11 protein-coding genes, 1 pseudogene and 1 riboswitch are annotated in these 12,947 nt (G+C 42.9%); of the genes and pseudogenes, 8 read left to right on the forward strand and 4 right to left on the reverse strand.

Annotation, left to right across the window (positions count from 1 at the left end):
• Positions 1 to 427 precede the first annotated feature (427 nt).
• Entirely contained in the window at positions 428 to 820 is a 393-nt protein-coding gene (gcvH, locus tag NYE72_RS28095) for a glycine cleavage system protein GcvH (RefSeq protein WP_036678614.1), read from the reverse strand.
• Positions 821 to 1,046: 226 nt separating this feature from the next.
• Positions 1,047 to 1,145: riboswitch (glycine riboswitch) on the forward strand.
• A 186-nt stretch (positions 1,146 to 1,331) separates the two neighbouring features.
• Between gcvH and gcvT the strand changes: the two genes are divergently transcribed.
• The 3 genes from gcvT (at position 1,332) to gcvPB (ending at position 5,361) form a co-directional block, all read left to right on the forward strand.
• Positions 1,332 to 2,444 carry a glycine cleavage system aminomethyltransferase GcvT gene (gene gcvT / locus NYE72_RS28100; RefSeq protein ID WP_076179820.1) on the forward strand — a complete coding sequence of 371 codons (1,113 nt, stop codon included), beginning with the start codon at positions 1,332 to 1,334 and terminating at the stop codon, positions 2,442 to 2,444.
• 107 nt (positions 2,445 to 2,551) lie between these two features.
• Positions 2,552 to 3,904 (forward strand): aminomethyl-transferring glycine dehydrogenase subunit GcvPA, encoded by a 1,353-nt coding sequence (gcvPA, locus tag NYE72_RS28105; protein WP_339210913.1) that lies wholly within the window; start codon positions 2,552 to 2,554, stop codon positions 3,902 to 3,904.
• Complete coding sequence (gene gcvPB, locus NYE72_RS28110; RefSeq protein WP_076182165.1) at positions 3,901 to 5,361, forward strand: aminomethyl-transferring glycine dehydrogenase subunit GcvPB; 1,461 nt, start codon at positions 3,901 to 3,903, stop codon at positions 5,359 to 5,361. The genes gcvPA and gcvPB overlap by 4 nt, the downstream gene beginning before the upstream one ends.
• A gap of 48 nt (positions 5,362 to 5,409) precedes the next feature.
• Here gcvPB and NYE72_RS28115 read toward each other — a convergent pair.
• From NYE72_RS28115 to NYE72_RS28125, 3 genes and pseudogenes are all read right to left on the reverse strand, one after another.
• Positions 5,410 to 6,386 (reverse strand): annotated as a pseudogene (locus NYE72_RS28115) (reverse transcriptase domain-containing protein); the annotation flags it as partial.
• 68 nt (positions 6,387 to 6,454) lie between these two features.
• Positions 6,455 to 6,925 carry a helix-turn-helix transcriptional regulator gene (locus tag NYE72_RS28120; RefSeq protein ID WP_339210915.1) on the reverse strand — a complete coding sequence of 157 codons (471 nt, stop codon included), beginning with the start codon at positions 6,923 to 6,925 and terminating at the stop codon, positions 6,455 to 6,457.
• A gap of 56 nt (positions 6,926 to 6,981) precedes the next feature.
• Positions 6,982 to 7,299 carry a hypothetical protein gene (locus tag NYE72_RS28125; protein ID WP_339210917.1) on the reverse strand — a complete coding sequence of 106 codons (318 nt, stop codon included), beginning with the start codon at positions 7,297 to 7,299 and terminating at the stop codon, positions 6,982 to 6,984.
• Between the two features lie 275 nt (positions 7,300 to 7,574).
• Between NYE72_RS28125 and NYE72_RS28130 the strand changes: the two genes are divergently transcribed.
• The 5 genes from NYE72_RS28130 to NYE72_RS28150 all read left to right on the forward strand — a co-directional run bounded on the left by NYE72_RS28130 (position 7,575) and on the right by NYE72_RS28150 (position 12,947).
• Positions 7,575 to 8,045, forward strand: coding sequence for a hypothetical protein (locus NYE72_RS28130; RefSeq protein ID WP_076123797.1), 471 nt, complete (start codon positions 7,575 to 7,577; stop codon positions 8,043 to 8,045).
• Positions 8,046 to 8,084: 39 nt separating this feature from the next.
• A complete protein-coding gene (locus tag NYE72_RS28135; protein ID WP_076123799.1) occupies positions 8,085 to 8,306 on the forward strand; it encodes a hypothetical protein in 222 nt (73 codons plus the stop codon).
• A 28-nt stretch (positions 8,307 to 8,334) separates the two neighbouring features.
• Complete coding sequence (locus tag NYE72_RS28140) at positions 8,335 to 8,547, forward strand: hypothetical protein (protein WP_076123801.1); 213 nt, start codon at positions 8,335 to 8,337, stop codon at positions 8,545 to 8,547.
• Between the two features lie 519 nt (positions 8,548 to 9,066).
• Entirely contained in the window at positions 9,067 to 11,292 is a 2,226-nt protein-coding gene (locus NYE72_RS28145; RefSeq protein WP_076123804.1) for a peptidase domain-containing ABC transporter, read from the forward strand.
• Complete coding sequence (locus NYE72_RS28150) at positions 11,289 to 12,947, forward strand: HlyD family efflux transporter periplasmic adaptor subunit (protein WP_076220104.1); 1,659 nt, start codon at positions 11,289 to 11,291, stop codon at positions 12,945 to 12,947. The genes NYE72_RS28145 and NYE72_RS28150 overlap by 4 nt, the downstream gene beginning before the upstream one ends.

The following is a 12,947-nucleotide window of genomic DNA, read 5'->3' on the forward strand; positions in this document are numbered from 1 at the left end:
ATATAGTTGCTTGCGCTCAGAGCTAAGTTCGGCGGCAGGAGCCTTTGCAATTACCACATTGAGCTAACAAGGGGCTTCATCCAATTTAATTAGGGAAAACCTCCCTGATTATTCACCTATTATCGTATCCAATCGCGGAATGAGGGAATTACTCCCTGATTATTACTCTTTTTAGTCTGAAATAGTGGTTTTACCGAGATGATTAGGGAGGAATTCCCTAAAACCCTAACTCTCAAGCTATAATCGTCTAAAATGAGGGAGGTTTTCCCTAATTCCATACTCCACTAGACCCTCAAACCACTCGATTGGGTTTACGGATACTCGCACAATCTACATAAGAAACACAAACAGCAAGTCCCCAAATCGCAGAAACTTGCTGCTAAAAACATCACACTTGATCAGACTATTTCCCGTCCCCAATTTCCAATTATTCAGCAACTAACGCGCTATAACCGGCTGCATCTAACAGACCTTTTACAGCATCAGCATATTCTCCATCAACTTCAATCTCAAAAATCCAACCCCCGCCATATGGCTGATCATTGATAAGCTCCGGACTAGCTTCTAATCCATCATTCACCTTGGTAACCGTCCCAGAGACGGGCGAATACAATTCCGATACCGTCTTAACGGATTCGATACTGCCTACGCTGTCACCGGCCGAAATGGTTGATCCTACCTCAGGAAACTCAACAAATACGATGTCGCCTAATAAATGCTGAGCATGGTCCGTAATCCCAACACGTACTACTCGCCCTTCTACTTGCTGTGCCCATTCATGCTCTTCGCTGTAAAGAAGGTTGTCTAATACTTCACTCATTTCAAGCCGCCTCATTTCCAATTTGGAGTTCTAAATTTAGTTATAGCCTAAGTTATCCCGGCTCACAATGTCAATATTACTAACAGGAAATTTAAATTTGTCATTTTTTCGACGTTTTCTTGTTGACAGCGCCCGACTATACCCGTTTAATGGAGACATACAAGAAGAAATGACGTTGTCGTCTTTTTATAGACAATAACCGTTTCTCGAAGAAATATAATTGCGGATGATGGCATAGGGAGAGACTGTCTCACTTGAAGACGGCGCCGAAGGAGTAAGCCCTAACAGGGGTGAATCTCTCAGGCAAAAGGACCTTTGTCGGACGTATCTCTGGAGAGCATCAGACGCAAGGCTAGATGCGTCAGATCACCAACGGGGAAACCTGCAAGCTAGTTACGGCAGGGTAACTCTCAGGTACAAAGGACAGAGCAGAAAGCGATTTGTGCATTTATGCATGATTGCTTCTGCCTGTCCTTTTTTCGTATGTAATCAGATCAAGGGGAGTGACGACATGGATGCTTTGAGAAGAACACCTTTTTATGATCTCTATTCCGCTTATGCGGAGTCCAGGTGCATTGACTTCGGTGGCTGGGAGCTGCCAGTACAGTTTACAGGTATCGTGAAAGAGCACGAAGCCGTTCGCCAGCAGGCTGGGCTGTTCGATGTATCGCATATGGGTGAATTCATGGTGATTGGAAACGGTGCAGAAGCCTTTTTGCAAAAAATGACAACCAATGATGTCAGCCGCCTCACGGATGGTGCGGCACAATATACACTGCTCTGTTATCCAAATGGCGGAGTTGTCGACGACCTACTCGTGTATCGCCTAAGCGAAGGGCGTTATATGCTCGTCGTTAATGCCTCCAACATCGACAAGGACTTGCAGTGGCTGCAAGAGCATTTGACCTCTGAATTCGATGAAGTCACGCTCACTAATGTCTCTGACGAGACGCTTTTGCTCGCCTTGCAGGGTCCTCTGGCAGAAACCATTCTCGCGGAAGTTACTGATGCTCCTATTTCAACACTCAAGCCTTTCCATTTCATCGAACGCGCCACCGTTTGCGGTGTAGAGGTACTTATCTCCCGTACGGGTTATACCGGTGAAGATGGCTTCGAGATTTACGCTCCGCTGGAAGGTGCAGAAACGTTATGGAACGGACTGCTTGCAGCAGGCGCGCCCCACGGATTAACACCTGCTGGACTGGGTGCACGGGATACCCTGCGTTTTGAGGCAAAATTACCACTGTACGGTCAGGAACTATCCGCTGACATCACCCCGCTTGAAGCAGGAGTACAGTTCTTCGTGAAGCTGGACAAAATAGACTTTATCGGACGCGATGCACTAATACAGCAAAAAGAAGCTGGGATTCCCCGTCGCCTTGTCGGCCTAGAAATGATTGATCGAGGCATTCCACGCTCCCATTATCCTGTTTGGGCAGATGGGGTTAAGATTGGTGAGGTCACAACCGGAACACAGTCCCCTACGCTGAAACGGAACCTGGGGTTGGCTTTGATTGATGCTGCTTACAGTGAAATAGGCACAGAGGTTTACGTAGAGATACGCGGCAAGCAGCTTAAGGCTGTAGTGATCAAGGCCCCTTTTTACAAGTATAAACGCCTTTAGCGTCCATATAAGGACGGTGAGCTTTTAAGCGAGAAATAGAAGGATAAAGTATAGCGTGAAAATTGTACTTTCTTATATTTTAAAAAAAGCCAAGGAGTGAAACCTTAATGAAGCACCGTTATCTGCCCATGACAGAACAGGACCGCGTAGAGATGATGGAGGCCGTCGGGATTCAGTCTATAGATGAGCTGTTCTCCGATATTCCTGAAGCGGTACGTTACCAAGGCACTATGCCGATGTCTGAACCACTCGATGAATACGCCCTGCTGCGCCACATGAAAGGTTTGGCTGACCAAAATGCCGACTTTGATTCTCACGCCAGCTTCCTCGGCGCCGGATTATACGATCATCACATCCCTGTGGTCATCAACCATGTCATTTCCCGTTCTGAATTCTACACTGCCTACACTCCTTATCAACCGGAGATCAGCCAAGGTGAGCTGCAAGCGATCTTCGAATTCCAATCCTACATTTGCGAACTAACCGGTATGAAAGTTGCCAATGCCAGTATGTATGATGGCGCTACAGCTTTATCCGAAGCAGCGGTTCTCGCGGCTGGTGCTACCAAACGCAAAAAATTAATCGTCTCCCGTACCGTTCATCCTGAGGCTCGCCAAGTGCTATGTACTTCGGCTAATGCTTGGGGTCTGGAGGTGGTGGAGATTGACTATAAAGACGGTGTTACCGATCAAGCTAAACTCGCTGAAGCTATCGATGGAGATACTGCCGCAGTGCTTATTCAATCGCCTAACTTCTTCGGCAGCATCGAGGATCTTCGCTCGGTTGAGCCGCTGATTCACGCGGTTAAAGGTCTTCTTGTAGTCAGCGCGAACCCAATAGCTCTAGGTGTACTTGAAACTCCGGGCAAACTTGGAGCCGACATCGTAGTGGGTGATGCTCAGCCACTTGGTATTCCAGCTTCTCTCGGGGGTCCAACTTGCGGATTCTTTGCCGTAGCTGATCACCTGATGCGCCGCATGCCAGGCCGGATCGTTGGCCAAACGGTAGACCGTAACGGTAAACGTGGCTTCGTTCTTACACTTCAAGCGCGTGAGCAGCATATTCGTCGTGAAAAAGCGACATCGAATATCTGCTCCAATCAGGCGCTGCTGGCTCTCTGCGCATCCGTCTACTTGTCCGTTATGGGCAAAGAAGGCATGCGTGAAGTAGGCGAGCTAAATATTCGCAAAAGCCATTACGCTGCTAATAAACTTAGCGGACTAACAGGTGCTGAACTTGCCTTCTCCTCCCCATTCTTTAACGAATTTGTTGTGAAGCTTCCTGAAGGCAGCAGCGTGACCGCTATTAATTCTAAGCTGCTGAAGGACGATTATCTCGGCGGTTATGATCTGGGTCGTGATTATCCTGAACTTGCTGGACATATGCTGGTTGCCGTAACGGAAAAAAGAAGCAAAACCGAAATCGACCAATTCGCTAGCGCACTGGAGGGCTGTTTATGAAACCGGAGCAAAGTCTAATTTTTGAATTAAGCCGTCCCGGCCGTTCGGCCTATTCTTTGCCACTATGCGATGTACCACAGGAAGAAACCTTGGAGTCCCTGATTCCATCAGGTTTACTCCGTAGCGAACCCGTCGTACTTCCAGAAGTATCGGAAGTGGATGTCATTCGCCACTACACTTCTCTTTCACGTCGTAACTTTGGTGTAGACAATGGCTTCTATCCACTCGGTTCATGCACGATGAAATACAATCCGAAGATTAACGAAGATGTTGCCCGCTTCTCCGGCTTCGCCAAAATTCATCCCTACCAACCGGAAGAAAGTATTCAAGGCGCACTGGAATTAATGTATACCCTGCAAAATGATCTGTCCGCGCTGACGGGCATGGATGCAGTATCCTTACAGCCTGCCGCAGGTGCTCATGGTGAATGGACCGGCCTCATGATGATCCGCGCCTACCATGAAAGTCGCGGCGAGACGCGTACTAAGGTTATCGTGCCGGATTCCTCGCACGGAACCAATCCTGCTAGTGCCTCAGCAGCAGGACTTGAAACGATCACGATCCCTTCCACAGATAAAGGAATGGTCGATCTTGAAGCACTGAAAGCAGCCGTCGGTAGCGACACAGCCGCACTAATGCTAACTAACCCAAGCACACTCGGCTTGTTCGAAACCCAAATCGTCGAGATTGCTGAGATCGTGCATGAAGCAGGGGGCTTACTCTATTACGATGGAGCCAACTCCAATGCCATTATGGGCATTACCCGACCTGGCGACATGGGCTTTGACGTTGTGCATCTGAACTTGCATAAGACAATGAGCACCCCACATGGCGGTGGCGGCCCTGGGGCCGGACCAGTCGGCGTAAAATCCATCTTGATTCCATTCCTACCACAACCTACTGTGGTGAAGAGTGAAGATAGCAGCTTCTCACTCGACTTCGGCGGACCCGAATCCATTGGACGCGTGAAAGCTTTTTACGGAAACTTTGGTATTCTGGTTCGTGCCTATGCCTACATTCGCACCTATGGTCCAGACGGACTACGTGAGGTATCCGAAAATGCCGTGCTGAATGCGAACTATATGATGCACCGTCTGGCGCCGTATTTTGAAATCCCATATCCGGGTGTATGTAAGCATGAATTCGTTATGTCCGGCAAAAACCTCAAGCAATATGGCGTGCGCACCTTAGACGTCGCTAAACGATTGCTCGACTTCGGCTACCACCCGCCAACCGTGTACTTCCCTCTGACCGTTGAGGAATGCATGATGATCGAGCCGACGGAAACCGAAAGTAAAGAAACGCTAGACGGCTTTATCGATACGATGATTCAGATCGTTAAAGAAGCGCAGGAGACACCGGAAATCGTAATCAACGCACCGCATACCACAGAGATTAGCCGTTTGGATGAGACACAGGCTGCGCGTAAGCCGGTTTTGAATTGTTCTTGCGGTTAATATTTCAATAATAAATCGAGTAGGAGGGGGCGGCGAGCCCCCGGCCTCTCACACCACCGTACGTACCGTTCGGTATACGGCGGTTTTCCGTAAGGAGTTGTATCTGTCCAATACACTCTTTAATCCATTGGATTCCCAATATTGGTTATTCAATGCACGTTGCAGAATTGGACTCCCTGCAATTCGCCAATACCCTTTCCGAGTATTTCCCCACTCAAAAGGCTTATATCCTTAGGCACGCCTAAGGATATAAGCCTTTTGACTTTGGTTCTCGGGTTCTTCCATTGCTTCCAGAGACACATTCGCAATCTCCTTCGAATCCACATATCCATCGCTTTAAAGGCACTTGGCGTATCCGCCAGCGAGAAATATCCGTGCCATCCCATCAAGTATCGATTGAGCTCCTGGATTCGCTCTTCCGTTCGCATCGCTTTCTTCCGGGACGTTATCTCCCGAATTCGAGCCTTCGCTTTCTGCAAGGACTGTTTTGCTATCCTCACCTTGGGCTCTTTATCGCTACTAAAGCAAAACCCAAGAAATTTCCGTCTCCATGGGCGGTCCACCGCACTCTTCGCTTGGTTCACCTTTAGTTTTAGTCTTGTCTCAATGAATCTGGTGACGGATGCCTTCACTCGCTCTCCTGCTCTTAGTGTTTTCACATAGATGTTACAGTCGTCCGCATAACGGACGAAGCGGTGTCCACTTTTCTCGAGTTCCTTGTCGAGCTCGTCCAAAACGATGTTAGATAACAACGGACTGAGTGGACCACCTTGCGGTGTCCCTTCTGTTGTCGTATTTACTAGCCCGTTCTCCATCACACCTGACTGAGGATATTTACGAATCAGCAGGAGAACTTTCTTGTCCTTCACTTTAGCCGAAATCTTCATCATCAGTCGGTCATGGTTGATGCGATCAAAGAATTTCTCCAAGTCTAGATCGACTACGAATCGATATCCCTCTTTCATGAATACTCTGGCTTTCCTTACCGCATCATGCCCTTGTCTTTTCGGACGAAATCCATAACTATCGGCTGGGCGCACTAAATAAAGGAGACCACTTAACACGTGGTCTCCTTTTCTCATATTAAAAAATGCTATTTTACATACAGAAGTTCTGGATTATGTACGGGATTAAATGAAAGTTTCTTAGTGAACTGCCAACGGTCAGTTACATTCATTTTGTTATATATGCTCTTCACTACATTTCTAACTGTACCTTCACTAATTCCCAACTCGTTAGAAATACGCAATGCACTTTTTTCACATAACCACATTTGAGCCACCTCTTTTTCTCGGGCAGTCAAGTTGAATTGTTCAAAACTAAACTCTAGTCTAAGTAACTGCATCTCAGGGTTACTCCACATCCATTTCTCGGTAACGTTTTCAGCTATCTGTTGCATAAATGGAATAGCAAATTCGATTTGCAGTCCTTTGTAGAAAGAAATATCTACATAGCCTCTTATAACACCATCTGAGTAGAGAGGAGAACATACACAGTTCCAATTAGAAAATATAGAATTCGTATGTTCGCTCCCTTTAACTACTCCAATAGAATTCATTTCCATAGAAAGTGAAACACCATTTAGCCCGAAATCCTGTTTGGCAAAACTCTTCCCAACTCTTATTCCTGCTCAAATTCTTCTTTTATATGTACTGAAGAGAAATACAGATCGAGAATTCCCCCCATATCATCTGTTAGAAAAGCCGCAAAATCTACCGATATATACTTACTAATTTTAATCATCTCGTTATGTAGGGAAAGAATCATTGCCTCGTGATAAATAGATTCCTGGCCAATCTCCTCAAAAGAGTGCGCACTCGTTCTTTGTGGGGCCTTTGAACTTTTGACTTTACCCAATGAAGAGATAGAATCCATTTGTTCCTTTTTTAGATCTTCAGCTGAACACCAAAGTTTTGTCTGATCGTATGTTACTGTCAATTCCAACTCCTCCTGATTTCCATCATTTATAATGTAAAATGATACCATTATATATTTAAACATTGAAGATTCAACCAACTATTAACATATTTATTCATATTAGTAAATATCCAATGGGGGATATTTTCAAACTTTGTTATAAAGACCATAATTACATTTGTAGAACTTAAATAACCGCTAGATGCCCCATTTATTATTAATAATTATCCTTACACTCTCTTCTATTCAATGTGCCTTAAGTCATAGAAAAAAGAAACCTCTAAGGAGATAACACAGTGGAATTGTATAAAATTAATGAAAAACAAACATTCCAGTATTTTAATTTAGTCTCATATCGCAACACTATTCCTTCCAGTTGTTTACATCATAAACTAAACGAATTTATCCTTTCACTAAACAACTATAACCTCCAAAAGAATGGTCCTTTAATCACTTCTACTCATTCTGTATCCCGAAATAATGGCATAGAGATGGTGGATTTTGAGATTATGGTACCAGTAAAAGGAGAAATTAAAAAAAATCCCCCTTTTATATATAAGCAAGAATTCAAGTTAATAAATGCAATTTGCTTGATGTATGAAGGTAAAATGAATGGCATCAATTCTGCTTATGAATTTTTAGTCAAATATATCTCTCAAAACAATCTACATCAAATAACATCCGCATATAATATAAACTTATCTGAAGGTACTAGTGAAAATATAAAAATAGATATTTGTATTGGCATCAATCCTAGTCTTCTTTAACTAGTCAAAACTCGTCTATCTCGAAAGGAGGTGAATAGAATGGAACTGAGTCTTAATAGTCAATTTTCAACATTGTCCAACATTGAAACGATGGAGATTTCCGGAGGTATAAATTGGGATAATGTTGCTTATGGAGTCTTGGGAATGGTAACCGTGGTAGCCGCTGTTACCACAGCACCAGTAACGATTCCTACTGCGATTATGGCAGTGGGTGGATCAATAGTATCTGGATATCTTACTGGTAGCGGACTAAAACATTAAATATCTGTTATAAGGAGTGAGGAATTAAATGCTTTCATATGCCCCTAGTTTTTCAGAACTTACACTTGAAGATAGTATCAATATTGATGGTGGCGTTGATTGGGCCAAGGTAGGTGCAGGAGTGTTAGGTATGGTTACAATCATGTCTGCTGTTGCTGCCGCACCAGTAACAGCCACAGCCGCAGTTGTCTACATAAGTGGTACAGTGGCTGCCGGATATTTAGTGGGTACTTCATTCTAAATTTTGATGGAGACATTCATCTTCAGATGGATATGTCTCCATCTTTTCTTCTATAAAAGAAGAGAATAATCATAAATAGATTGCGAGTGATTTTTTTGAAAATAGATAAATTAATATCGTATCTAATTAGAATAGACATTACTTTAGGGCTAGTAATATCATTCTTATTAATTGTAAGACCTAATATAATCCTCCCATCCCAATGGTTTATAATGAATTTCTTAATTTTTCTAACAGGTATATATATATATAAGAAAAATAAAAACAAGACATTTATAGCAGTTTTTATTTATGCTTTCATCTATTTTTCTTTAGTCATATTAGATATGTTAACTTCAAAAGGTATTATTCGAAGTGACAATAGATCTGGAGATATTTTATTAAGCGTAGGATTAGTGGCGTTAGGCCTGATCGGATTTTTCATTGCATTTTACATGAGCAACAAAGATAAATGATTCATTGTATAGCACAGGTCACAATATAAAATCATCATTTAATAATTGCTTTTCGGAGGATTATATGGCATTCACTAAATACCAATGTGTCAAACAACAAGATATTAAAGACTGCGGGGCTGCCTGTCTCGCCACTATAAGTAAAAACTATGGTCTCAACTATCCTATAACTAAAATTCGCGAGATGTCGGGAACCGATAAAATGGGTACCAGCGCCTATGGCCTTGTTAAAGCTGCTGAAAAATTAGGATTCACTGCCAAGGCTGTAAAAGGGACTCACGAGGCATTCTTCGAAGATTTCCCCCTTCCGGCTATTGCTCATGTGGTCATAGACCAAACTTTATTGCATTACGTTGTTATTCATAAAATCACAAAAAAAACAGTTGTCGTTTCGGATCCTGCGAAGGGCATTGTTAAATATACACCAGAAGACTTCTTTAAAATCTGGACCGGTGTTCTCATATTAATGGTTCCTACCCCTCAGTTCAAAAAGGGCGGTGAGTCCAAGGGTTTATTCACTCGTTTTTTTGGTTTACTTATTCCTCAGAGAAGAATGCTACTAGGAATTTTTTTGACATCCATGCTCTATACAATATTAGGTATATTATCAGCCTTTTATTTTCAATTTCTGCTAGATGAGATTCTTCCTTTTGGCTTAAAGAAGACTCTGAATATAGTATCCATTGGAGTAATCATTCTATATCTATTCAAAGTTTTATTGAACGCTTTTCGTAGTCACATTCTACTAACATTGAGCCAAAAGCTTGATATTTCGCTAATTCTCGGCTATTACCATCATGTGTTGAAGCTACCCATGAACTTTTTTGGTACTCGCAAGACGGGGGAAATCATCTCAAGACTTATGGATGCCTCTAAGGTACGGGATGCCATCTCCAGCGCAACCCTAACCATCATGATCGATATTATCATGGTTATTGCGGGGGGAATCATTCTTTATTCGCAGAGTGCCCTTTTATTTGGTGTAACTGTGCTGCTGGTTCCTTTGTATCTAGCGTTAGTGTGGGGATTCCACAAGCCATTCGACCGGTTAAACCGTGAACAAATGGAGAAAAACGCCCAACTTACCTCCTACATCGTTGAATCCATAGACGGTATCGAGACGGTCAAAGCCTACCATGCGGAGTCTAAAGTTGGCTTTGAGACGGAACAGAAATTCATCACGTTTCTGAAATCCGTGTTCAGCTTTGGTATTTTCAATAATATACAAGGCTCGCTAAAAGGTGTGGTTCAGTTGCTTGGAGGTGTAGCAATCCTCTGGGTAGGTGGTAATCAAGTAATAAAAGGAAATATGACCATGGGTCAACTTATCACTTATAACTCATTACTTGCTTACTTCCTTGAACCTATTCAAAATCTCATCAATCTCCAGCCTACCCTGCAAACAGCTGTTGTAGCGGCGGACCGATTGGGGGAAATACTCGACTTAGAAGCGGAGAAGCTTGAGGATGAGGACAAGAAGATTCAACCTGCTTCATTAAAAGGTGATATTAGATTTGATCGTGTCAGCTTCAGATATGGTACACGTTCCCTTGTACTTCATGATATTGATTTGAGACTTAGACAGGGCGAGAAAGTCGCCTTTGTCGGTGAGAGCGGCTCGGGTAAAACCACCCTGATCAAATTGATCATGCAATTTTACCAACATGAAAAAGGCGATATCTTAATTAACAACTACAATATTAAAGATATTCATTTAGATAGCTTGAGACAGCGAATCGCATATATATCACAGGATACTTTCTTTTTTAGCGGAACAATCCGGGAAAATTTATGTCTGGGTGTCAATCAGGATACGGATCTGGAACAAATTGTTTCGGCCTGCCAGACCGCACAGGCACACGAATTCATTAATCAGCTTCCACTCCGCTACAACACTTTGTTAGAAGAAAATGCTACTAACCTTTCCGGGGGACAGAAGCAGCGACTAGCTATCGCCAGGGCAGTTCTTAAACAGCCCGATATTCTTATAATGGATGAAGCCACTAGTAATCTGGATTCTACAACGGAGAAGGCTGTATCGGAGACGATTAATGCTTTTGAAGACATGACTACGATTATTATCGCTCACCGGTTGAGTACAATCATGCGTTGTGATCGGATTTATGTCATGGATCAAGGACGGATTATTGAGCATGGAACTCATCAGGAGCTTCTGGATTACCGTGAAAAGTACTATGAATTGTGGAAAGATCAACTCCCTGGAGTTGAACAAAAACAAGAACATAACCATCAATATGCCGCAGGAGTAGGCGAGGTGTCTCTTGTATGAGCGCACAAATACATAACTTATCAGAAATGACAGATAGCAGAGAAATCATGGAATCCAAGACCAGTCCTGTGATTTCCATTTTCATACTTATCTTATTCATTCTATTGGGGGCTGCGTTAGTCTGGTCCTATTTTGGCCAGATCGATGAAGTTGCCAAAGCCTCTGCTGTAGTTAGACCCAATGAAAAAGTCAGTACCATTCAGACTTCATCTATGGGAAAAGTGGAACAGGTATATGTCCATGAAGGGATGCAAATTAAGCAGGGCGAGCAGTTAATTTCCTTTGAGCATAAAGAACTTGATATAGAATTATCAAATCGTAATTCAGAAATCAATAAGCTCACTAAGAAACTGCACTATCTCGGGCTGTATAAACAAAGCATTAGCAATTTAGATAATCAGTTTTCTTCTGAACGTGCAGATGAGGGTTACTATTATGACATGGTAGAACAATTTCTCCTTGAATACAGCCAGCAGCAGCAGACCTTTCAAGGAACCCAGGATCAGCTTACAGCTGCCATTCACGAGAATATAGGCTTGCAAGATTCTGCTACCTTTAGTGCCGAATCTAGTTCGGATAAATCTCTTCAGAATAAAATTGAATTGGAACGAAAAAAGAAACTGCTAAATGTTGAAATTGCAAACGAGAAATTGCTTGTGCAATCCATCAAAGAGAATCAAAATCTTCTTCCAATTGAAGATACCAAACGGACGGAACAATATAATACATACCAAATTAAATATGTCCAACTGTCTAAACAATCTGCTGAGAAAAAAGAAATCTATAATCGTTCGCTCAGCTTGGGGGACCGCCTTGTGCCTCAATCCCAGATTACAGATGAACAGCATCAATATGAAAGTTCATATTTGCAAATCAACCAATTCCAAACCGAAGCCGTGCTCAGCTCAGAAAGCAATATCACCAATTACAATCAGCAATTGGTTGAGATAGAGGTCAGCCTCGATTTGCTAAAAAATGGGCACGATCCATCAGTTTCAGAACGAAAAACTTTAGAAATGCAAAAGAAACAGCTGGCTGAGCAGCAAAATGATCTACTGAATCAAGAGAAACTTAACCGTTCATCTGAAGCAACCTCATTGAAAAAACTGAAACTTGACCGTATTGTACAGATTCATTCAGCAATAGAAGAAAATAAAAGAACCTTAATTACGCTGCAAGAGGCTGTTAAGGGACTTGAGCTTGAACGAGACAAAAGACTGCTCATAGCACCAATTTCCGGGACCATTAATATTTTAAAAGAAACCAGCATCGGGGACATGGTACAATCCGGCGAAGCCTTGATCTCCATTATACCTAGCAACGAGTCAAAATATAAAATGAGCATCGCTGTACCTAATGCTGAAGCAGGAAAAATAGCGATTGGCAATAAAGTTGATTTCAGCTTTTCAGCCTTTCCTAAACAAAATTTTGGTTCCCAAAAAGGTACGATTACATCTATCAGCACAGATTCAATTATTCAGCAAGACGGTCTAAGCTACTATCTGGTGGAGGCAACGATATCCAATGACCCACTTGTTAATCGCAGAGGTGAACGTGGAGAGCTTCGTGTAGGGATGATAGCGCAAGCCTCTGTTATTACCGACTCCAAGAAGATCATTGATTTTGTTCTTGAAAAAATCAACTTAAAGGAATAG

It is taken from the genome of Paenibacillus sp. FSL L8-0333 (assembly GCF_037965665.1).
Taxonomy (GTDB): Bacteria; Bacillota; Bacilli; order Paenibacillales; family Paenibacillaceae; genus Paenibacillus_AQ; species Paenibacillus_AQ odorifer.